This is a genomic window from Methanolobus sp. ZRKC3, assembly GCF_045291275.1.
Classification (GTDB): Archaea; Halobacteriota; Methanosarcinia; order Methanosarcinales; family Methanosarcinaceae; genus Methanolobus.
The window spans coordinates 1,116,432-1,139,782 of the sequence record NZ_CP146982.1 but is presented as its reverse complement, the minus strand read 5'-3'; the positions used below and the strand labels follow the sequence as shown (position 1 = coordinate 1,139,782).

The following is a 23,351-nucleotide window of genomic DNA, read 5'->3' as shown; positions in this document are numbered from 1 at the left end:
TTTCATTCCCCCTGGTAAGTGAAAACACTCTTTACCTGCGCAAGCAGCTGGTCATTCTTGAAATGGCTCTGCTGAAGTGCGCCGGTGGGGCAGGCTACTGCACAGGTTCCGCAACCCTTGCAAAGTGCCTTGATAATATTCAGTCTACCGCCTTCCATTGATAGTGCCTGGAATGGACACATTGGTACGCAGATCTCGCATCCAACACAGATGTCATCATTAACATCCACAGTGATTCCCTCTGTTATTGCTCTACCCTGCGCAAGATATCGTGTTGCACGGGCAGCACATGCACTTCCCTGGGATACGGAGTATGGGATATCCTTTGGTCCCTGTGTAACTCCTCCGATAAAGATACCGTCAAGTGTGGTATCCACAGGCTTGAGCTTCGGATGTGATTCCATCATGAAACCGTCAGCAGCCCTGCTTACTTTGAGGATCTGTCTGATACGTTCAGTACTGTCACTTGATACTGCACCAACACTGAGGACCAGCAGGTCAAGATCAAGGTTAATGACATCATTTGTAAGTGTATCTTCTACACGGGCAACGACGGTTCCGTCATCCTTTTCGGTGACCTTTCCGGGTTTTCCACGGATGAACTTTATACCCATGTCCCTTGCCCTGTCGTAGAATTCCTCGTAATTCCTGAAGGGAGTTCTCATGTCCATGTACATAATATATACTTCAGAATCCGGGTATTTTTCCCTGATAAGCTGTGCGTCCTTAAGCGCATACATGCAGCAGAAACTGGAGCAATATCTGTTGCGGTTCTTGTCCCTGCTTCCAACACACTGGATGAATCCTACTCTCTTTGGTGGGGTTACATCGCTTGGCCTTACAAGTTTACCCATGGTCGGTCCGCTGGCATTTATCAGACGTTCCAGTTCCATGCCTGTAATTACATTGTCATATAATCCGTAACCGTAATCATTGGTGGGTTCAGGGTCATATACATCGAATCCTGCTGTAACAACTATAACTCCCACATCAAGTTCTGAGAAAGTGTCCTCCTGCTCCATATCAATGGATTTGCTGCTACATGCCTTGATACAGGCTCCACAGTCAATACAGACAGACCTGTCCACAACTGCTCTTAGTGGTACAGCCTGTGGGAATGGTACGTATATGGCCTTGCGGGTGCCGATTCCCTCATTGAATTCCACATCAGGGATCTCAATTGGACATTTCTGGACGCAGAGTCCGCAGCCAGTACAAGTGTCAGTATCAATATGACGTGCCTTGTGCCTGACCTTTGCTTTGAAATTACCTACATATCCATCGACCTCGTCAATCTCGGAATAGGTCATAAGTTCAATATTCTTGTTCCTTGCAACCTCTACCATCTTTGGGCCAAGGATACAGATACTACAGTCATTGGTTGGGAAGGTCTTGTCAAGCTGTGCCATCTTTCCGCCAATGGATGGGTTCTTTTCCACAAGATAGACTTTGTGCCCCATATCTGCAATATCAAGAGCAGCCTGCATACCAGCAACTCCTGCACCGATAACAAGCGCCGCATCAGTTACAGGAACTTCATTGGATTCCAGTGGTTCAAGCTGTGCCGCTCTGGCAACACCCATGCGTACAAGCTCACTGGCTTTCTGGGTTGCCTTGTCCTTCTCCTGCATGTGGATCCAGCTGCAGTGCTCCCTTATGTTCACAAATTCGAATAGGTAAGGGTTAAGTCCTGCTTCCTCAACACATGCCCTGAAAATAGGCTCATGGGTCTTTGGTGTGCATGCAGCTACAATTACACGGTTCAGATTATGATCTTTGATTGCCTGCTTAATCTCTGATTGGCCGGAATCACTACAGGTGTATTTGTTGACTGATGATCTGGCAACATTTGGGAGTGTGCCTACATAATCTGCCACTTCCTGGCAGTTAACAACACCTCCGATGTTAACTCCACATTCGCATGTAAAAACCCCAATTCTGGGTTCATCTGGTCGATTTGTATCAGTTGTTAATTCTTCTTGAGCCATATTTCTTCTCCAGGGCTGATTCATGGCGTAATATTTTCTTCACATTTAAAATAAAGATTTTTCTCGTCAATCAATGAAATTCAAAAAAAATCTGAAATATTTAGCTCCTGAAGGAGCCATCTTTAATCTTTTCAATGAAATTAGCTGTACTTGTGGCATTAAGGTCAATCCCAAGTTCTTCAGGGGAAAAGCCCATTGCAAGTCCAAGCAGCTGGGTGTAATGTAATACAGGAATATCATATTCCGTGTCAAACTTCTTATTGATGTCCTGCTGACCGGAATCAAATTGCAGATGGCAGAACGGACAGGCATTTACAATACAATCGACCTGTGCATTTGTCATGTTCTGAAGTTTTTTGTCAGCCATCTTCAATGTGGCATCTAAAATTGCAGTTCTGGCTCCGCCTCCTGCTCCGCAGCAAGCCATCTTATCATCATAATCCGTGCTGGATGCACCTGTTGCTTCTACCAGTTCATCAAAGAATGTAATAGTTCCGTCAACAAGCTCAGAATCATTTTCCCTGAGTGGCTGGATGAGGTGGCATCCGTAGTGCACAGCAACTTTCAGGTTAAGCGGGTTGCTGATAAGTTCCTTGACTTTATCGATACCAACATCCTGGTAAAGATATTCTATCACATGGCGCACATCGTGCATACCTTTGAACTCATATCCGATCTCAGAAAGTTTTTCATTAACTGTTTCTTTCAGATCGGAATCTTTTTTCAGTTCCTCTCCAGCATCCTTGAGTGTGCTGTAACATCCATTACATATTGTAAGTACATCATCGTTCAGTTGTTCAGAGAGGGCAATATTTCTTGATGCAAGTGTCAGCCAAGTAACTTTATCGAATGACTTGAACACTCCGGGGGCAGGGCAACAGGAAGCTCCTTCAAGGTCATCAAGCTCTATTTCAAACTTTGAAAAAGTTTTTTTGGTGGCTGCCTCAATACCGGGATATCGGTTTGGGGCTACGCAACCAAGGAACAATGACAGGTTACTCATACATTTTCCTCTGCAACGAGTGGCTGAGTATCCGTATTCTGGATAACAACTCTGTTATCGTTTGTTTCTTCATCTGCTATGAGCTCATCAAAGCCTGTGAGATGAAGCAAGGTTCTGATATCTTCTAATTGTTCGGCAGATTTCTGGACCGTAGCTGGCATTGCATCAAGTCCAAGATTGATCCTTTTCTCTTTATTGATATCGTTATTAGGAACTGCGTGACCGTAGTCGGTAAGCATCTGTCCTACCTTTCTGTGAGGTGCAAGCATTTCTCCATTGTGTACTGCCTTTGCTCTAATTTCCAGAACACCGTCCACTATATTGACTCCCTGCGGGCAATTATCCTGACAGCGATAACATGTGGTGCAGTAAAAAATAAAGGGTATCTTCATGGCCTCTTCGCTTTCAAGACCCAGTTTTTCCATCTGCAAAAGTTTACGGATCTTGTACGTTTGTTCCTGTTCTGCCATTGGGCAAACAGAGGTACATTGTCCGCATTGGTAACAACGTTCTATATTGGACGGCATAGTGCAAACTCCTTTTTATAACGATTAATAATTGATTTTGATACTTTGAATTGTACATGATTATAACTTATAAATGCTTCGGATTGTGTTTTCATTTATTGTCATAAATTTTAATTAAGTCACATTTTTCAAGTTATGTCCGGCCTGAAATAAATTGACGCTATTTATAACTGCCAAACAAATCATGATTATGCGCCTGCATAAATCAGAATGGTCCTTATTACAGACCATATGTTTTTCTGAATATGGGGATTTTATCTGCCTCTCTGTCATGGGCAATGCTTCATATGCGCGAGTGTATCTATTTATCATGATAAATAATTCACTAGGACAAACGTGCACGATTGTACATTATAAATGTTTCTAAATGGATGTGGAATTTTGAATGTTATACTTTTTGACATTTGCACTATTATAGTATAGGTAAAAAGCAGCATTATCCAATCCATTTACTTCGGGGGAACAATAACTTTATACATCCGAAGGCTGTTTGTTGAGTAAACCGGCGAGTACGCGAAAATCATTTGGTGCGATCCTTTATGAGTGAAAAATTTGATTACAGAGAACTTGGCCTGATGTGTGGGCTTGAAATTCACCAGCAGCTTGATTCAAAGCAAAAACTCTTTTGCAGATGTCCTACCCAGATCAGGGACACCAGCGAATCCAATTACGAATTCTTCCGTTACCTGCGTCCAACAGCAAGCGAGATGGGTGAAACCGACAGGGCTGCTCTGGAGCAGTCTAAGCTCAGGCGTAAGTACATTTACAAAGGATATGACAGCACCTGCCTTGTGGAGAATGATGATGAGCCGCCTACAGAGGTAAACCGTGAGGCACTGGATATTGCCATGAGCATCACCAAACTTCTGAACATGTTGCCTGTGGACCAGATTCATATCATGCGCAAGATAGTCGTTGATGGTTCTAACACATCCGGTTTCCAGAGAACTGCTTTTCTTGCAAAGGATGGTTATCTTGATACTTCTGAAGGACCAGTTGGTGTGGGCGTACTCTGTCTTGAAGAAGAAGCCTGTCAGAAGATCGAAGATAAAGGTGACTCTATAATATACTCTCTGGATCGTCTTGGTATACCACTTGTGGAAATAGGCACAGATCCTGATATCATCTCACCTGCACACGCCAGGGAAACTGCACAGCAGATAGGTATGCTGCTTCGTTCGACAGGAAAAGTAAAGCGTGGTCTTGGAACAATTCGCCAGGATGTGAACATATCCATTGCAAAGGGCTCACGTGTTGAGTTGAAGGGTGTGCAGGCACTGGATATGATAGAGACCATGGTTGAGCGTGAAGTGGAGAGGCAGGTAAACCTCCTCGCTATCAGGGATGTGTTACTTGAAAGGAATGCTTCTGTTTGCGACACTATATTCGATGTGACAGATCTTTTCAAGGAAACCAAATCCAAAGTAATATCAAAATCATTGAAAAAAGGAAAGGTACTAGCTGTCCTGCTTCCTGGATTTGCAGGTTATGTGGGCAGAGAAGTACAGCCTGGCAGACGCCTTGGAACTGAGTTCTCAGATCGTGCCAAGACATCCGGTGTGGGTGGGATATTCCATACCGATGAACTTCCCAATTATGGTATAACTGACGATGAGGTGCAGGCGCTTCGTGAGACATTGGGAGCCGGTGTGAATGATGCTGTCGTCATGGTCGCTGACCGTGAGAAGCGTGCCCGTGGTGCTATGGAAAGTGTAATTATCCGGGCAAGGGAAACTCTTGAATTTGTGCCGGAAGAGACACGCCGCGCATTGCCTGATGGAAATAGTTCATACCTCAGACCACTTCCGGGTGCGGCAAGGATGTACCCTGAGACTGATGTACCACAGGTGGATATATCTGCTGATTATTTCGAATCCATAGAGATCCCTGAACTTCTTACGGAGCGTGCAAAACGCTTTGTATCGGATTACTCACTGCACAAGGAACTTGCAGAAAAGATAGTCTATTCAACACATCTGCCTCTCTTTGAGCAACTCATGCAGGAACTCGAAGGAAACCAGAACATTACTGCGACACTTGTGGTAAGGACCCTTACAGGGACCCTTCCGGAACTAAAGCGTGATGGTGTGCAAATTGACAAGCTACAGGATAGTAACTTTGCTGATGTTTTCAGTCTGGTTGCGGCAGGAGAACTTGCAAAAGAGGGTATTGATGATGTGCTCAGAGAATTGGCAAAGAAGCCTTCAATCACCGCAAAAGATGCTGCTGAGAAACTTGGTCTTGGAGGTATCGACACAGCGCAGATCGAGAATTTCATTGATAATATGATCACTGAGCGTCAGGATTTCATCAAGGAAAAGGGACCCGGAGCAATTGGACCTCTCATGGGTGTAGTAATGGGTGAATTCAGGGGTAAGGCAGATGGCAAGCTATTGAGTGATCTTTTAAAACAAAAGGTTAATATATATTTGGGAAAATAATATATTTTTAATGTGCACAACACTTTATTCCCGCTCCGGCAGCTTTACATTTAAATTTATATTAATAGCTTTGGCTGTATCATTTTTTATATCTACAGCCCTTGGTGCAGTTGTATTAGATGATAAGTCCCGCTTGACTGACAGTACTAACTGCGATCATCCTTCCTGGAGTCCGGATGGTAAAAAGATCACATATTCATCAGAGCAGGCTATCTGGAGGATAAACTCAGATGGCTCGGGTTCCAAGAAGCTCTTCGATGCTCTTGCATGGGATGGGGATCCTGAGTTCAGTCACGATGGAAGTCAGATATACTATGCAAGTGAAAGCAAGAATGCGTTCTCTGCCCGCTACATCAGTATACATGTAATGGATGCTAATGGCGGTAACATTGTCAAGCTCACAGAAACGGCTGATTCAAGATCACCCTCGGTGAGTCCTGATGGAACTAAGATCGCGTATACATCAAAACTTTCAGGCAATTATGATGTCTGGGTCATGGATACGGATGGCTCGAATAAAAAGCAGATCACAGATGCAACAGGTGATGAGAGTTCTCCTTCATGGAGTCCTGATGGTGACAAAGTAATATACAGCTCCAATGGTGATATTTTTACAATAGCCCTTGATTCCATATATCCTGCACAATTGACAAATGATTCTTATAGTAATATAAATCCCTCATTCAGCCCTGATGGTGAGCTGGTAATCTTTGCATCTGACAGGGCAGGGGATTACGATATCTGGATGGTGGGTGCTGATGGTAAAAGCTTTTACAGGGCAACATTTGAAGGATCCGTGCAAAAATCTCCCGCATGGTGTCCGGATGGCTCTTCTTTTGCCTATGTTTCCAACGAGGATGGGCAGTTCAATATATGGTTAATGGATCTGGACCTGGGGAAAGTTGAATTCGAGATACTTGATGGGTCAGGGGGGGACGAGTTTTCCGAGCAGGTGGTGACTAATAACTACATCGAGAAAGTAAGGTTGTTTGCCACAGAGAAGCCTGAAAAGTTCATTCTATCTGTACTTGTTCTCTCTTTTATGATGGTAGTATCCATAGTATATGCCTTCCTTAGCAAGATCAGGTAATCTCCTCCTCTTTTTTTAGTGACAATTCAAATAAAATATAGTATTCCATCGTAATGCTTATAGCCTATTCTTTACATGTAGACGCAGGTTCATAAGATGAAAGCAGTACTAGGATTAGAAGATGGCACAATTATAAGAGGCACAGGTTTTGGTGCCGAAGGTATCGTTTCCGGGGAGCTTGTTTTTACTACTCAGTATACTGGATATGAGGAGGCATTGACCGATCCTTCCTACAAGGGTCAGATCCTGATGTTCACATATCCCCTCATTGGCAACTATGGTGTCAGTGGAAATTGTTTTGAATCAGATGGCGTAAAGGCTGAGGCCCTTGTTGTCAGGGAAGCATGCCCTGAACCGTCAAATCATCTGTCAAAACGTAATATTTTCAAGTTAATGGAAGATGAAGGTAAACCCGGTATAGCAGGCGTTGATACGCGTATGCTCACTATAAAGACCCGTGAGCATGGAACAATGCGTGCAGCTCTTGTTAATGGCAGTAATGATGGCGAAGAGGCCGTCAGGATCGCCAGGGAGCAGCCAAGCATTTCTGATATCGACCTTATCTCAAAGGTCACATGTCCTGAACCATACACTATTAAGAGTGAGTTCAGGAATGCAGATGATCCGGTTAATGTAGTCCTTGTCGACCTTGGAAGAAAACTGAGTATTGAACGAAGTTTACTTGCAAGAGGCATCGATGTAACTGTGGTTCCTGCAACAGCATCACCTTCTTTGATAGGATCCTATGATCCGGACCTTCTTTTCTTTTCCAATGGTCCGGGCGATCCGCAGCAGGCAACAGATGCCGTAAGCGCTGTGAAGCATTTCATGGGTGAGCTTCCGATAGTGGGCATTTGCCTTGGGCACCAGGTCATTTCCCGTGCACTGGGTGCAGATACTTACAAGTTGAAATTCGGGCACCGTGGTGCAAATCAACCTGTAAAGGACTTAGAGTCTGGAATTGTACACATAACTTCCCAGAACCACGGGTTTGCAGTCGATGAGGATTCACTCGAGGAAACAGAAGTCGCTGTAACACAGTTAAATGCCAACGATAGGACAGTAGAGGGAATTGCCCACAAATATCTGGACATGTTCAGCGTGCAGTACCATCCGGATGCACATCCAGGTCCTCTTGATACTGAAGGTATCTTCTTTAACAAGGTTTTGAAACTTGCAGGGGGTAAGAAATAATGCCAAAACGTGATGACATAAAGAAAGTACTCCTGATAGGTTCCGGTCCCATTATGATCGGACAGGCTGCAGAGTTTGATTTCTCCGGAAGTCAGGCATGCCGCTCCCTGAAAGAAGAAGGATATGAGGTTGTGCTTGTTAACTCCAATCCTGCAACTATAATGACAGATCCGGAAATGGCAGATGCGGTTTACATAGAACCCATCGAAGCTAAAACCATTGAGAAGATCATAGAAAAAGAAAGGCCAGATGGTCTTATTGCAGGAATCGGTGGTCAGACCGGTCTTAATATCACAAGTGAACTCGCTGAGAATGGTGTGTTCGAAAAGTATGGTGTGGAACTACTTGGTACTTCTTTAGAAGCTATCAAGAATACCGAAGACCGTGAACTTTTCAAACAGGCAATGGAAAGGATCGGCGAAAAAGTACCTCGCAGTATTGCAATATCAACATTAAAGGAAGCTGAAGCAATTATAGATGAACTTGGTCTTCCTCTTATCATCCGTCCTGCATACACACTTGGTGGTGCTGGTGGCGGTATTGCTTATTCCAGGGAACAGCTTCTTGAGATAACTGAAAGAGGTTTAAGGCGCAGTCGTATCAACCAGGTACTGATCGAGGAAAGTGTACTTGGCTGGAAGGAATTCGAGTACGAGGTCATGCGTGATGCAAATGACACATGTATTGTTATCTGTAACATGGAAAACCTTGACCCTATGGGTGTTCACACAGGTGAGTCCATTGTTGTAACTCCTTCACAGACCCTTAACGATGAAGAACATCAGATGTTAAGGACTGCCGCTATTAAGATCATCCGTGCTTTTGGAATTGAGGGTGGCTGTAACATCCAGTTCGCAGCAAAAGACGGCGAGTACCGTATCGTGGAAGTGAATCCACGTATATCCCGCTCATCAGCTCTTGCATCAAAGGCAACAGGGTATCCAATTGCCAGGGTAACAGCTAAGATAGCTATTGGAATGGCACTGGATGAGATTCAGAATGACGTTACAAAGAAGACTCCTGCATCCTTTGAACCAACTATTGATTACGTTGTTACAAAGATCCCAAGATGGCCATTCGATAAGTTCGTAACAGCTGACAAGACACTCACGACCGCAATGAAGAGTACTGGTGAAGTGATGTCAATTGGCCGAACCATTGAGCAATCACTCCAAAAGGCTGTCCGTTCCCTTGATATCAAGATGGACCTCGGACGTGGTGAATGGTCTAATAACGAGATCAAGACACTTCTTACAACACCAACCAGTGAAAGGCTGTTTGTGGTTTATCATGCTCTGTGCAAAGGTTATTCCATAGAGGAAGTCTCAGAACTTTCAGGTATTGATGTTTTCTTTATCAGGAAACTCAAGAACATTGTTGATATGGAAAGCAGCATAAGAACAGAAGCTGAGTCCGGAGATCTTTCTACTGACCTGCTACGTGAAGCAAAGCGCATGGGTCTGACAGATGCCAGAATAGCTGAGCTTTCAGGAAGCACTCGCGAAAAGATAAATGACCTCAGGCGTGAGGCAGGGATCATACCTACCTATAAGATGGTAGACACCTGTGCAGCAGAGTTTGCAGCTGCAACCCCTTACTATTATTCATGCTACGAGCAGATGTGTGAAGTTGAGCCATCTGACCGTAAGAAGATACTAATTCTCGGTGCAGGTCCTATACGCATAGGTCAGGGAATCGAATTCGATTATTGTACTGTACATGCTGTGACCGCTATCAGAGAAAAAGGTATTGAAGCTCACATCATTAACAATAATCCAGAAACGGTTTCCACTGACTACGATACTTCAGACAAGCTCTTTTTCGAGCCATTGACTCTCGAAGAAGTAATGAATGTGATCGAGCGTGAGAATCCTGATGGTGTGCTTGTACAGTTTGGTGGACAGACTTCTGTCAATCTTGCATTACCACTTGAGAAGGAACTTAAGAGACGCACTGACCTTAAGACCGTTATCATGGGAACATCCCCTGACGACATAGATGTTGCAGAGGACCGTGAAAGATTCAATCATATGATGGAGAAACTGGGAATAAACCAGCCTGATGCAGGTTATGCTACATCCCAGGAAGGAGCTATCGAGGTTGCTACACGTATTGATTATCCTGTGCTTGTAAGGCCATCATACGTTCTTGGTGGAAGGGCAATGGAGATCGTCTACGACCAGAACGACCTTGAACGCTACATGCGTGAGGCAGTTAGTGTTTCCCCTGAACATCCAATTCTCATTGATGACTTCCTTGAAGGTGCAGTTGAGATTGATGTGGATGCTGTGTGTGACGGTGAGGAAGTACTCATCGGTGCGATCATGGAGCACATCGAAGAAGCAGGTGTTCACTCCGGTGATTCTGCATGTGTGATACCACCGCAGTCCCTTTCTGATGAAACACTGCAAATAGTACGTGATTATACTCGCAAGATCGCACTTGCACTGAATGTTAAGGGTCTTCTGAACATTCAGATGGCACTTCAGGACAACACAGTGTATGTGCTTGAAGCAAATCCACGTTCAAGCAGAACTATTCCATTCGTATCCAAAGCAGTTGGACTTCCAATGGCAAAGATAGCAGCTCATGTTATCATGGGACACAGCCTGAAGGAGCTTGGATACACGTCACTTGATGAGCCAAAGGTCAAGCATATTTCAGTAAAAGAAGTGCTCTTACCATTCGATAAACTTCCTGGAGCTGACCCGATACTCGGTCCTGAAATGAAGAGTACCGGAGAGGTAATGGGTGTAGATTACGATTACGGACGTGCATTCTTCAAAGCACAGCTCAGTGCTGACAATCTGCTGCCATTAAATGGCAAGGTTTTCATCTCCGTCAGGGATGAGGATAAGGAACAATTGCTGGATGTTGCACACAAACTGAAGGATGCAGGAATTGAGCTTATTGGAACCAACGGTACTGCAGAATTCCTTGAAGAAAATGGAATTGAGATGGGTATTGTTAAAAAGGTCCATGACGGCAGTCCAAATGTCATTGACATGATGCGCAGGGATGAAGTTGCTCTTGTTATTAACACTCCGACCAACAAACTCTCACGCAAGGATGGTTCAAGGATACGCCGTGCAGCGGTTGATTTCAAGGTTCCGTACATCACCACTATTCAGGCAGCTATTGCAGCTTCAAATGCCATAACATCCATGAAGTCCGGTGAATCAACGGTGAAATCCATTAACGAATATCATAAGGAAATGGCCTGATCTTATCAGGTCCTTTTTTTATCAATTTTTAGTATTAATCAAATTCAGGATCAATTATTATGACAAAGAAGGTAGTACTTGCTTATTCAGGTGGACTTGACACCTCTGTATGCATTCCTCTTCTCAAGGAAGAATATGACTGTGACGAAGTTATCACAGTAGCTGTAGATGTTGGACAGCCAAGGGATGACGTTGAACTTGCAGAAGAAAAGGCACAGAAGATAAGTGACAAGCACTTCACTCTTGATGTTCGTGAAGAGTTCGTCAATGACTATATTTTCCCGCTTATCAGAGCAAACGGTGACTATGAGGGCTATGTGATGGGAACATCCATTGCACGTCCGCTTATCGCTAAAAAAGTAGTTGAGATCGCTGAGCAGGAAGGCGCAACTGCCCTTGCACATGGATGTACCGGAAAGGGTAACGACCAGCTTCGTTTTGAAGCAGTTTTCCGCCTTACTGATATGGATGTCTTTGCACCAATGAGGGATATGAACCTCACACGTGAATGGGAAATTGAATATGCTCAGAAGCATGGAATTCCTGTTGGCGTTACAACCGCAAAGCCATGGAGTGTTGATGAGAACATCTGGAGCCGCAGTATCGAAGGCGGTAAGCTTGAAGACCCTGGTTTCATTCCTCCTGAGGAGATCTACCAGTGGACAGTTTCACCTGAAGCTGCACCGGAAGGTCAGACAATGGTTATTGGTTTTGAGAATGGTGTCCCAGTCTCTCTTGATGGCGAGAAGATGGGCGGTGTTGAACTTATTGAGAAGCTCAATGTGATTGCAGGTTCCCACGGCGTTGGCAGAACTGACATGATCGAGGACCGTGTTCTCGGACTCAAAGCACGTGAGAACTACGAGCACCCAGCAGCCACAGTACTTCTTACTGCACACAAGGACCTTGAAAAACTCGTACTCACAAGAGCCGAACTCAAATTCAAGAGAAGCGTGGATGACCAGTGGTCAGAACTTGCATACTATGGTCTTGTGGATGAACCACTCTATGCAGACCTCAATGCATTCATAGACAAGACACAGGAACGTGTAGAAGGTACAGTGACACTGAAACTGCACAAGGGCAGTGTCATCATACTCGCACGCACATCCCCATACGCACTCTACTCTGAGGAGCTCGTATCCTTTGATGGCACAACCATCGACCAGAAGGATGCTGAAGGATTCGCAAAGTACCACGGATTCCAGGCAAGGATGTACAAGAGAGTTATTTAAAAGTAATATTGTGTGCCATCTGGCATACAATTTATTTTTGTTTTTACTTTACTTTACTTTTTCTTGACAAATTAAGTTCTATCTAGTTCATCTAAGAATTCAATAACAGCTTTTACAAATAGCTCAGTTTCGTCAAGATGAATTGTATGACCACTTTTCTTGAAAAAGATGTATTATTCTGTGTTATCTCTTTTTTCATCATTTAATTCAAAAGGTTTTTATCTAATAAGTATGTCTGGAATTGTATTATCCTACTCAAAACTAATATTGGAGTGAAAAATAAATGGCAGCTATCGTTAACAAAGAAGAATGTACCGGATGCGAATTATGTGTAGAATCATGCCCAGTTGAAGCTATCTCAATGGCTGATGGAAAGGCAGCTATCAATGCAGATGAATGTGTTGACTGTGGTGACTGTGTAGACACCTGCCCAGTTGAAGCAATCTCAATGGAATAAATATTTTCCATTCTTTTTCTTTTTTCCATTCTGTTTTGAGGGTGTGAATAACACTCTGTTCAAAGTTAGCGTCATTAAGCTGACAATTTCTAAAAATCTATATGGTTATAGCTCCTTTTGACTATAAGCGCACGACTGCAAGATTGGGATATTAAATAGATTTATCTTTCTGTTTTTTGAGTTCGATATTCTCGTTGATTCTTTAAAATCATGTAATTTTAATGGAATTAACTAAAAACCATGCGGAAGCTAATAAGCAAATTTAAGAGATCAGTATTATTTGGGTAAATTTTTATATTGGTTAATGTGTATTCTTAAATATATTTATATTCATAATATTAATTCGGTGTGGGTATGAGTAGTTTAGTAAGTGATATAGTTCTTGAAAGCATCCGATCCATAATTCTGTTAATTATAATCATTTACATGTGGAATGTGGGTAAAAATAGAAGGGAACTTTTAGGAAGTGGATGGGTTCTCTTTTTCAGTGGATTTCTTCTTCTCTTATTTGGAAGTATAATTGATATAACTGATAATTTCGAATCACTTGGCAGATTTATCGTTATTGGGGATACCGAAGTAGAAGCTTTTCTGGAAAAAATGATAGGTTTTCTCGGAGGATTTTTGCTAATAGCAATAGGCTTGATCAAATGGATACCTGACATCACAGCTGTGGGGGAACTGGAAAAGGAAATCGCTGAACGTAAGGAAGCTGAAGTGGCTCTTGTTCGCGCCAAAATCCTTGCTGAAGGGGCAAATCGTACCAAATCGGAATTCCTTACGAATATGAGTCATGAATTACGCACACCACTCAATTCAGTAATCGGTTTTTCCCAGTTGCTGGAAGATGAGAGTTTTGGTGATCTGAATGAAAAACAGGTCCGGTACGTATCCAATATCCAGAAAAGTGGAAGGCATCTTCTGAACCTTATCAATAACATACTTGATATTTCAAAAATTGAAACCGGTGAAATGACATTATATCCCGAACATATCCGTGTATCTGAATGTTTCAATGAAATTGTAATGTTAATGGAACCTATGGCAAACAAGAAATATATTGATCTGATTTCCAATGTCGAGCCTGTGGATATGGGCATATATGCTGATAGGATGATGATCAAAGAAATTTTGTATAATCTTCTCAGCAATGCACTAAAATTCACACCTGTAAAAGGGAATGTATGGATAAATGCCAAATATGTTAATGAGAAGCTTCAGATTTCTGTATCTGATACTGGTATTGGTATTCCCAGAAATGAACTAAAAACGATATTTGAGCCCTTTAAACAAGTTGATTCATCCATTTCCCGTGAATATGGGGGAACCGGATTAGGACTTGCACTTGTTAAACAGTATGTTGAGATGCACAATGGGCAAATCCAGGTTGAAAGTGAAGTTGGAGGGGGGAGTACATTCACCTTCACAATTATGGATCATAAAATTTAATAGAATTATATTCAGGAATAATACTGATATAATTCCCGTTTTTCCATAAGCTTATGGGTAAATGGCTGTCTTAAAAGACAACCATCCAGCCTGACCTGGCATCTTCTTTCGTATAACTTACTCCATCTACCTTCAGACCTTCTTTGTTGAGCAGACTTATGATCCCACCTTTGTTGGATAACTGTGTATTCTTGCCAGATAAGGTAATTCTCATTGTTTCCCCAGCTTTGATAGTTTCTTGCAGATAGTATTTCTTCTTGTTTTTATCTGCTATCGCCCATCCTTCCAGGTTTATTGGGTCAGGTGTTGGGTTCAAGAGGATGATAGATTCGTAGCCTGGATCATGACCTTTCGGGTTTACAAGTGCTGCAATGATCTTCACAGCTTCCTCCTCTTCTGGAGCTCTGCCGCATTTGTTTGGGATTGCATGTCCTGTGGTATCATCTGTATGGAAGCACTGTGACTGGAATGCCAGAAAAATACCGATCCATCTGCTTTCATCAGGGAGGTGTATGAGCAACCCTCCATCCTGCCATGTTCCGTCATCATCTTTCCACTTATCACTGTTCCCCTGGTTCATGTGGATATCATGGATTCCATTTCCAGGTTTGAATCCAAAATATTTATCCCTTTTATTTTCTTCAGGTCCCCATTTAGCACCAAAGGCGTAAACCTCACTGTTTTCCATGGCTATTGCTTTAGAGATGTACCTGTGTATAAGTTCATTCAGGTCATTATCAGGGCCTGGGATATTATGTTGCAAAGGCCTCATCTTAGACGTATCAAAGTGATTTCCTCTGATATAGTCCATTGCCGTTCCTCCGGGTTTTGAGTGTAATTCATGGAAACCCAGGGGCATTGATTCCAGCTTATCTAACATTTGGTGACTGAAATCATCATCCACATAGTAAAGAAGCTCAGAAGGCTTCATTTTTGATTTTACATTTACGGCAATTCGATGTCTATAGTTGTCATCTATTATCATTATCTGAAAATGTGGATTTGCCCCCATTCCATTCTTGCTGTCTATGACTTTTCCTTTTAAAACTCCATATTGCTTGATTGGCATAATAACCCCTATATTAAATCGGGGACATTGTTTAAAAATTATCTGTGGTATATAAAATATATTTGAAATCAATTGATGTTGTTTAGATACCTTGTTTTTGTATGTTTTAATTTTATTATATATGTTAATCAAATTATAGCTTCAAGGATACATCCAGATCATAGAACACAAACAAAAGTCCAGTCTTTACCTGTGTATAAATATGAATACCTGGGGCACAAATAGAATTAATTTCCAGTTTTAGATAATCTCTTTTATATATGAAAAAATTGTAATAAGAGCCTATGGCATCCAGTTCTTTTCTTGATGAAGTTTTACGCAAAGGTTTTCATCTAATGTCCGTTGCCATTGTTCTGGTCTATGCTTTTTTCGGGAAAGAGGTAGTTTTACAATTCATGACCCTCTACCTGGTATCTATTCTCATCATTGAGCATCTGCGGCTTGATTTTGGATTTAAGCTGCCTCTTGTGAATTACCTGTTCCGGCAAAAAGAAAGGAAAGCGGTTGCAGGCTATGTCTATTTCACTCTCGGTGCCATAGTTGCAGTATCTGTTTTCAGTAAGAATGTTGCTTATGCTGCAATTCTGATGACGACCTTTGGAGATATGAGTGCAGCCCTGGTAGGAAAAAGATTCGGCAGGATACGGATATTCAGAGGTGGAAAATCCCTTGAAGGCTGTGTGGCGGAGTTTATTGTTGATCTTCTTATAGGATATGTCTTCCTTTCAAACCTGAGCATTGCACTCATTATGGCATTTGTTGCAACACTCGTTGAAACAAGTTTTGAAAAAATAGACGACAATCTTGCAATTCCTGTATTCTCAGGTTTTGTAGCAGAATTGATCTTGATAGTCACACATTAAAAAGTTTGACATCTCTATATCAGACTATGGAGGAAAAGCAGGTACGGTTTCAATCATCAGGATATTATAGAGCAACGATCAGAAAAAAGACATCTTTATGTACCACCCACTACAGATGTCCCTTCTCCAATTTTGGTACCCTTTCGAGCATCCTATCTGATGAGCCACTCCCCGACCCGCAATATTAAACATGCTTCTTCTTTATTTAACATAACCGTTTCATAATATATTGTTACACAGTAAAATTTAACGGCGTTAAATTCTTCAAAAAATACAGAATTACGTCTATCATCAGATGTCTAAGCTAATTAGGATTGCTAAGCTAATTAAGATTACTAAGCTAATTAGGATTACTCAGCTAATTAAGATTACTAATTTATAGGGAATATAATTTTGATTCTAAAAGTGAGACATTTGAAACTTTAGCACTACACTATTGTCACAAATCAATAATGTTACTAATATTTTATCTCTGAATGGAGGAAAAGCAGGTACGGTTACTGACTTGTAATAGAAAAAACAATTTACTAGAAAAGAGACATCTTTATCTACCACCCTCTATAGATGTCCCTTTTCCAATTTTGATATCATTTCAGATATCCCATCTGATGAGTCACTCCCCGACCCGCAATAATAAGTATGTTACTTCCGTATTTAAGACCATCGTTTAATTATATACTGTTGCTCAGTAAAATGTAACGGTGTTAATTTCATCATAATTCATAAACGACATCAATAAAAACTGTTTTTATTTATAGTGGGAGTTTGTGCCTAATAGAATCGTCATATTTGATTGCAAAAGTTGAACACTTGCACTAGTTAGGGCACATTTATCTTTTTTTACCTTATCGCCTATTTATTGTGAATTTGGTTTGAGCTACCTTTATTTTATCTGTTATTTTATATTTTTCATCCTGATAAGAAAAAGACAGTTACAAATAAAAGAACAATTATACAATGGTAACTATAACGGATAGTAAAGTACACAACTATGCTTAGAATGCTTTTACAAGGTGAGTTTCAAAAATGAATATCAGAACTGTCATGGACTGGAAAATATTCTGGATATTGTTCATGGCAGCAGAGATTTCCATGTTTGCATCTTTGCCATATGCAGTTTCAATTTCCGGGGATGCAATATATGGTATGGGAACTTCTCTCATAGGGCTCCTGATGGTTCAATTTGCTCGGGGAACGGGATTTTTGATTCTCTCCATATTTACAGGTATTTTCCTCGGAAAAAAGGTAGGCTTAGGGACACCATTGCTTGAATCTCTGCTCGAGGGGAGGGGTCTGCCTGTAGACTTCGGATCTTCTGTAAAGTTGATAGTATTTTTTGGTGTGTTCTTAGCAACTTCTCTTTTTGCAATAGACAAATTTATTTTTTCGATGTACACTGATTCTTTCATCTCATTTTTGACAGCTCCACCATTTTGGGAGAGGTTTATGTATTCATTCTATGCAGGCATAGTGGAAGAGGTGATCCTGAGATTCTTCATGGTAACTCTTCTTGTGTGGATATCATGGAAGATAAAAAAGACTTCAGAGGATCTTCCAACAAATATGGGTGTATGGGTCTCTATTCTGGTGGTTAGTCTGCTCTACGGTCTTGTCCATATTTCTTCGTTATCTGAATCAATGGGTTTTGTAGTCCCGGCTTATGTGGGAATAATGACTTTGGATATCATGTCCGGAAGCATCATGGGATGGCTTTACTGGAAAAAGGGGATCGAAGCAGCAATACTAGCCAACCTGGTTGCCAGCCTGACATTATATATGGTAATTGGCTCACTGATCCATCTCTGACCGATGTTTCTCTGTTAGATCTGATCAATCACTCCTCCTTCAAAACAGCAGTCGTTCAGTTGTTGGGATACTAATCATTTTATGGAAGTTGTTTCATAGTGTGTACAACTAGACCATGCCAGGTACAGTTATCCTGTCATTATGGGCGGTGATGGATACGGACACGAATGAAGAAACAAAATGGGATATCGATGTTTCAATATTGACTAATAAGTTCATCATGAGGGAACTCTTAAAGGTTCTGGGAATTGCAACTTTCTTCACAGTTGGCATCGTTCTTTTGATAACGCTTCCTTCTATTCTCAGCGGTGATTTTTATTCTAACAGTAGTAATACCAGAGATATGAAATATGCATCGATATTGGTAGGATCGATGTTCTTGCTAACGGTGCTGTTCATATTCGCATATTACGGGAACAAATACATGCTTTCCTACAGGATGGATAGTAAGAGTGTAAGCACCATCACCAGAGAAGAACAACGCAAAAGTAACAGTAAATTGAACTTCCTGCTGGTAATAATTGGACTCCTCACAATGAATTCCACTGCAACAGGTGCAGGTTTTCTTGCAAATTCCGGTCAGGACCAGGATATGAATTGGAAGAGTGTCAAAAAAGCTACATTTTATCCTTCGAGCAGCACCATCACACTCTCAGCCGGATACGGAGAAAAGGGCATAGTGTTCTGCACAGACGGGAATTATGATGATGTATCCGGGTTTGTAAAGTCCATGTGTGGTGACTCCTGCCAGATCAGAGAGAAATGAAAAATAAGAGGGTGAAGGTTTAATCCTCTCCATTCGTTTTTTCTTCTTCTTCTATTTCTGAGACTTCTTTCCATGCATCGTGGATGTGCATGGCCTGCATTCCAAGTTCCTGAGGGGGATAAATGTCGTTCTCAGGAGTGTCACCTATGGCCATTACTTCATGTGTTTCAAGACCCAGGCGTTTCAGTGCTTTTTCAAATAATCTTGCATCGGGCTTCTTATATCCCAGGTCAGAAGAGAAGATTATAAAATCAAAGTGCTGATACAGGTCCAAAAAGCGCACTTCCAGTTCTGAGAAAACACGCTGTCCGTTGGACACTATGCATTTAGGAATATCTTTGTATTTTTCAAGAAGCAACAGACTTTGTGGATAGGCTTCAAACCTGCGCAGGGATGCTGATCTGAAGACAAGGGAAGTTTCAATTCCCAGTTTCTTTGCATCTATCTTCCATATGGAATTCTCCTTACAGATCGACTCAAAGATCTCTTCGACCTTGATCTCGGGGTGTGACTCTGCTGAAGTTTCAAAAATGTACTTTACTCGAGTGCGATATTCTTCCTTCAATACAAGAGGGTCAATCTTTACGCCATGATACTGCAACCACTTGCTGACGGTATCATATGTGTCGAAACTATTTTCATCCGTCTGGATATCTATCAGTGTGCGGTAACAATCAAATATCAAACCTTTTATTTGAGAGCTTTCAGGCATTCAATGGCCTCCTTTATTAGGTAATTGAAATGTGGGTATTGCCTATGCAATCTTGCAGATCTAAGGAGCCCAAGACTCATGAAGAAAGGCAAGACTTGTGTTACATAGTGGAAATCATCTTCACTGCTGCTGTAATGCCAGAGGAAATGTCCTATATAGGGCTCGGCATTTATTCCTGAGCCTTTGTTAAGTTCAAAATAGTTCTTCAGCTCCGAACACATTATTCCCAGATCCCTTATGGCATTACCATTTTCCCAGGAACTTTCGAAATCAAGGGCGTATGGAACACCTTTTCTGAAGATATAGTTAGATGGAGTTGCATCCCTGTGGATCATGCAGCCGGAATAACGGTCAAGGAGTGGACTGTACCACCAATTACCAAGCAGTTCATTGAAAACCTGTCTGGTGGAATGGTCGAGTGCGAGCTGGTCCAGAACCTCATGGAAATTTGCAAATTCCCTCTCACGATCATAATATCCTTCAGTGGAATCATGAAGCTGGCGAAGTGTGTGAGCTATCGATGTCAAACGATCATAGAGATTCCTTTCACTCTCCATGTAATGGAAAAGGGAGTTGCCAGAGATATATTCGGTGATAAGGGCACAATTGAAGTCCACGTGTCTGGCTATGGGTCTTGCAATGTTTATGAATTGTCCTACTCTTTTAAGATTATTATATTCGTTGTTCATTGCATCGTGGGCATTGTATCTTTTCATTTTCCCACATGGCTCGGCAAAGAATTTGGCTACAACGCTATACCTTTCCTCTCTGAATTTATACCTGCATACAGTATGCGAGGAAGGGTTATATTTGAAAACATCAACCTCACAATTCTTATTCTGTATCCTCTCACCGAGTAACCCGACAAGCCAATCTCTAAAATAGTCCCCTGGATAAAGAGTGTTCACGTAATACTTCAAAACCAAATTTCCCCATAAATTGTATTGATATACTTCTATGCATTTCTATGTATGACTATATCTGTCTATCTATGAAATTATCAGGGGGGATGAGTTCTTCAAATCCGTATTTTTTGAGGACAGGAACATTGAGAGCATATCAAGTTCATCGAAGGGAATTTGCATTTCTTTTAAGATTAGATTTATATGGAATTCTGAGAGTTCGACTGCGTAGGATTCAAGATCAGTCTGCCATTTCATGATTATTTCAGCCTTTTCATCCTCCGGGATATTTGTTTTTGATATCGTATCCATTACCCAGGATGAGAAATCTGTCATTATCATAAAACCCAGGGGACATGGCTGTAATCCTACTGAAAAACCGGAATTATTCATCTTGAAAGGATACAGACCGCAGACAGTGGGTCTCTTTGTATATGCATCACACCTGTCTGTTATGTTTAGGAACAAGCAGGGGTTGTTCATCATATAGAGATTTGGGCTAAGGCTATCATTTATAATATTTTTCGCTTTTCCATGATTCAGTTCCGTCAGGATCTTGAATTCATCTTCAAGCATGTGAACCCGTCCATTCTTACAACAATACGCTTTGCACGTATCAGGACATTCATAATGTTGTAGAATGTTCTGTATCACATGATAATGAATGGCCTTTTTTACTGCCATAATAGGCACCATAAACCAGCATCTCCTTTTTTAAGTCTTTTTTAAATGAATAATGCTAATAATTACTGTATATAGGCATATAAGGCAGATATAGAGGTGTTGATGAATAATAAATAATCTATAATCCTTTTTTTGTATTATAAAGCAATCATAAGGCTCTATTTTCTAAAAAAAGACTTTAAATCCAAAAAAATAAAATACTAAGAGAAAAAACCAGTTTTGGAAAATATTTAGCAGATATTTTCTTCTGTAATGTTCCATCAGTGCAGAAAAATATTAAAAATAGGTTGGAGCCCCGGATGATAACTTCCTCCTATCCGCAAACTATTAACTTCAGGGATACAAAATCACATACATGGCGTTTTCTGTTATCATGATCATGATCGTTTTGCTGCTTCTTGCAGGACTTGTACTGTCATATTTCGCAGTGAAGCTTAAAAGAGAAGAGCACAAGACAACCGGGAAGTATCCCAAAGGACACTATATGGGACAGGGGCTTGCAATCGGTATTGCAATCGGGATCCCTATTGCCATTGCATTTGAGAATATTTTTGGTGGATATCTGTTTGGTCTGGTCATTGGTACTCTTGTCGGATCTCGCCTGGAAAAGAAACATGAGGGTGAATTAAGACCTCTTACGCAAAGGGAAAAAGACCTGAGGAAAAAGATGGTCCTGATATTCGGAGCCCTGTTCATATTCGGAATTATCATATTCATATTAACGGCCTACTTCAATCTCTAATACATCTGATATATATATGATTTGAAACCAGCATGAATGGTCGTTTTTCAATTTTAATGAGTCTGAAATCTCCTTCTGCCACAATCGCGAGTTATTGGAAGTGCTTGGTTTTAGTTCCATTCTTATCTCTGCATGAGGATAGGATAAAATGAATTGAACTCAATATTATAATGGGGGTTCAAAGCAGATGAAATTCGAAGTAAATAAAAAACTCTTTCCTTTTGAAAGCAAATTCATTACTCTTTCCAATGGGGAAAAGATCCATTACGTGGATGAGGGCGAAGGTCAAACCTTGCTCATGTTTCATGGAAATCCGACATGGTCTTTTCTGTATCGAAAAATGATCTCAGGTTTAAAGGGTGATTTTCGTTGTGTGGCTTTCGACTATCCCGGATTCGGACTTTCGGAAGCTCCTGGAGGGTATGATTTTCTGCCAGAGACTCATAGCAGGGTGAGTGAGGAATTCATTAAAGAGCTTGGTCTGAAGGACGTCATCATAGTGTGTCAGGATTGGGGCGGTCCCATAGGACTTGGTTGGGCTGGAAGAAATCCAGATAAAATAAAAGCAGCGGTTATTGGAAACACCTGGGCATGGCCTCTTGCAGGCAAACTCAGGTATGAGGCATTTAGCTGGATCATGGGAGGACCAATAGGTCAATGGTTGGGCAGCAGATCGAACATGGTGTGGAATTTTTTCATGAAAGAAGGCTTTATGAATAAACCCGATGAAGAAGTCCTGGCAATGTACCGTGCTCCATTTGAAAACAAAAAAGATCGCATTCAAACTGCAATATTTCCTCGTCAGCTAATAAAGGCAAAGTCCTTTGAAGAGGAAGTTGAGAAAGGACTTCAGAAGATCAAAGATATACCTGTGCTCTTCACATGGGGGACAGAGGATTTTGCCTTCAGGGAAGCAGAACGCAAACGTTTCCAGAATATTTTCAAAAACCATGAAACTGTCTTGCTGCATGCGAGTCATTTCTGGCAGGACGAAGCAGCTGAAAGTGCAAGCAAGTCGATAATAGAATGGTACAATGCAAAATTTAGCTGATCATTAAATGATTATGATTGGAGGGTCCGAATTTCAGGGTAAGTTCCTTTTACCTTCCAACTTTTTATTTTTCTTCTTTTCTTTTCTTTTCTTTTCTCATCTCATCTCTTTTCTTTCCTTTCATCCAGATTCTAAAAAATTATTTTGG

General features: G+C 41.4%; 19 protein-coding genes. 12 read left to right on the top strand and 7 right to left on the bottom strand.

Annotated elements, in window-relative coordinates; all coding sequences use genetic code 11:
• Positions 1-2: 2 nt before the first annotated feature.
• From V7O66_RS05705 to V7O66_RS05695, 3 genes are all read right to left on the bottom strand, one after another.
• On the bottom strand, positions 3-1,988 hold the full coding sequence (locus V7O66_RS05705) for a 4Fe-4S binding protein (RefSeq protein ID WP_406662057.1): 1,986 nt from the start codon (positions 1,986-1,988) through the stop codon (positions 3-5).
• Positions 1,989-2,088: 100 nt separating this feature from the next.
• The gene (gene hdrB / locus V7O66_RS05700) at positions 2,089-2,991 is read right to left on the bottom strand and encodes a CoB--CoM heterodisulfide reductase subunit B (protein WP_406662055.1); all 903 of its coding nucleotides are present in this window, start codon (positions 2,989-2,991) and stop codon (positions 2,089-2,091) included.
• Positions 2,988-3,518, bottom strand: a complete 531-nt coding sequence (locus tag V7O66_RS05695; RefSeq protein WP_406662053.1) for a 4Fe-4S dicluster domain-containing protein — start codon at positions 3,516-3,518, stop codon at positions 2,988-2,990. The genes hdrB and V7O66_RS05695 overlap by 4 nt, the downstream gene beginning before the upstream one ends.
• A gap of 539 nt (positions 3,519-4,057) precedes the next feature.
• Between V7O66_RS05695 and gatE the strand changes: the two genes are divergently transcribed.
• The 7 genes from gatE (at position 4,058) to V7O66_RS05660 (ending at position 14,608) form a co-directional block, all read left to right on the top strand.
• Positions 4,058-5,959, top strand: a complete 1,902-nt coding sequence (gene gatE / locus V7O66_RS05690; protein ID WP_406662051.1) for a Glu-tRNA(Gln) amidotransferase subunit GatE — start codon at positions 4,058-4,060, stop codon at positions 5,957-5,959.
• A gap of 10 nt (positions 5,960-5,969) precedes the next feature.
• Positions 5,970-7,049, top strand: a complete 1,080-nt coding sequence (locus tag V7O66_RS05685) for a DUF5050 domain-containing protein (RefSeq protein WP_406662049.1) — start codon at positions 5,970-5,972, stop codon at positions 7,047-7,049.
• A gap of 96 nt (positions 7,050-7,145) precedes the next feature.
• Positions 7,146-8,243, top strand: a complete 1,098-nt coding sequence (carA, locus tag V7O66_RS05680; protein ID WP_406662047.1) for a glutamine-hydrolyzing carbamoyl-phosphate synthase small subunit — start codon at positions 7,146-7,148, stop codon at positions 8,241-8,243.
• Positions 8,243-11,467, top strand: coding sequence for a carbamoyl-phosphate synthase large subunit (gene carB, locus V7O66_RS05675; RefSeq protein ID WP_406662045.1), 3,225 nt, complete (start codon positions 8,243-8,245; stop codon positions 11,465-11,467). The genes carA and carB overlap by 1 nt, the downstream gene beginning before the upstream one ends.
• Before the next feature lie 59 nt (positions 11,468-11,526).
• A complete protein-coding gene (locus V7O66_RS05670) occupies positions 11,527-12,702 on the top strand; it encodes an argininosuccinate synthase (RefSeq protein ID WP_406662043.1) in 1,176 nt (391 codons plus the stop codon).
• Between the two features lie 283 nt (positions 12,703-12,985).
• Entirely contained in the window at positions 12,986-13,159 is a 174-nt protein-coding gene (locus tag V7O66_RS05665) for an indolepyruvate ferredoxin oxidoreductase subunit alpha (protein WP_406662041.1), read from the top strand.
• Between the two features lie 354 nt (positions 13,160-13,513).
• Complete coding sequence (locus tag V7O66_RS05660) at positions 13,514-14,608, top strand: sensor histidine kinase (RefSeq protein ID WP_406662039.1); 1,095 nt, start codon at positions 13,514-13,516, stop codon at positions 14,606-14,608.
• A 70-nt stretch (positions 14,609-14,678) separates the two neighbouring features.
• On the opposite strand, the gene V7O66_RS05655 is transcribed toward V7O66_RS05660, so the two are convergent.
• On the bottom strand, positions 14,679-15,677 hold the full coding sequence (locus V7O66_RS05655) for a DUF2278 family protein (RefSeq protein WP_406662037.1): 999 nt from the start codon (positions 15,675-15,677) through the stop codon (positions 14,679-14,681).
• Positions 15,678-15,961: 284 nt separating this feature from the next.
• Between V7O66_RS05655 and V7O66_RS05650 the strand changes: the two genes are divergently transcribed.
• The 3 genes from V7O66_RS05650 to V7O66_RS05640 all read left to right on the top strand — a co-directional run bounded on the left by V7O66_RS05650 (position 15,962) and on the right by V7O66_RS05640 (position 19,112).
• Positions 15,962-16,540, top strand: coding sequence for a diacylglycerol/polyprenol kinase family protein (locus tag V7O66_RS05650; RefSeq protein WP_406662035.1), 579 nt, complete (start codon positions 15,962-15,964; stop codon positions 16,538-16,540).
• A 1,026-nt stretch (positions 16,541-17,566) separates the two neighbouring features.
• Positions 17,567-18,346, top strand: a complete 780-nt coding sequence (locus V7O66_RS05645; RefSeq protein ID WP_406662033.1) for a type II CAAX prenyl endopeptidase Rce1 family protein — start codon at positions 17,567-17,569, stop codon at positions 18,344-18,346.
• 151 nt (positions 18,347-18,497) lie between these two features.
• Complete coding sequence (locus V7O66_RS05640) at positions 18,498-19,112, top strand: hypothetical protein (protein WP_406662031.1); 615 nt, start codon at positions 18,498-18,500, stop codon at positions 19,110-19,112.
• Positions 19,113-19,131: 19 nt separating this feature from the next.
• Here the strand turns inward: V7O66_RS05640 and V7O66_RS05635 are convergent, their stop codons facing one another.
• The 3 genes from V7O66_RS05635 to V7O66_RS05625 form a co-directional block, all read right to left on the bottom strand.
• Positions 19,132-19,824: an HAD family hydrolase gene (locus V7O66_RS05635; protein WP_406662029.1), complete on the bottom strand. Its 693-nt coding sequence runs from the start codon at positions 19,822-19,824 to the stop codon at positions 19,132-19,134.
• On the bottom strand, positions 19,803-20,744 hold the full coding sequence (locus V7O66_RS05630) for a phosphotransferase (protein WP_406662027.1): 942 nt from the start codon (positions 20,742-20,744) through the stop codon (positions 19,803-19,805). Before V7O66_RS05630 ends, V7O66_RS05635 begins: the two co-directional genes overlap by 22 nt.
• 69 nt (positions 20,745-20,813) lie before the next feature.
• Positions 20,814-21,410, bottom strand: coding sequence for a YkgJ family cysteine cluster protein (locus V7O66_RS05625; protein ID WP_406662025.1), 597 nt, complete (start codon positions 21,408-21,410; stop codon positions 20,814-20,816).
• 355 nt (positions 21,411-21,765) lie between these two features.
• On the opposite strand from V7O66_RS05625, the gene V7O66_RS05620 reads away from it, so the two are divergent.
• Together V7O66_RS05620 and V7O66_RS05615 are read left to right on the top strand one after the other, a co-directional pair.
• On the top strand, positions 21,766-22,152 hold the full coding sequence (locus V7O66_RS05620) for a hypothetical protein (protein ID WP_406662023.1): 387 nt from the start codon (positions 21,766-21,768) through the stop codon (positions 22,150-22,152).
• Positions 22,153-22,339: 187 nt separating this feature from the next.
• A complete protein-coding gene (locus tag V7O66_RS05615) occupies positions 22,340-23,203 on the top strand; it encodes an alpha/beta fold hydrolase (RefSeq protein WP_406662021.1) in 864 nt (287 codons plus the stop codon).
• The last annotated feature ends 148 nt before the right edge of the window (positions 23,204-23,351 follow it).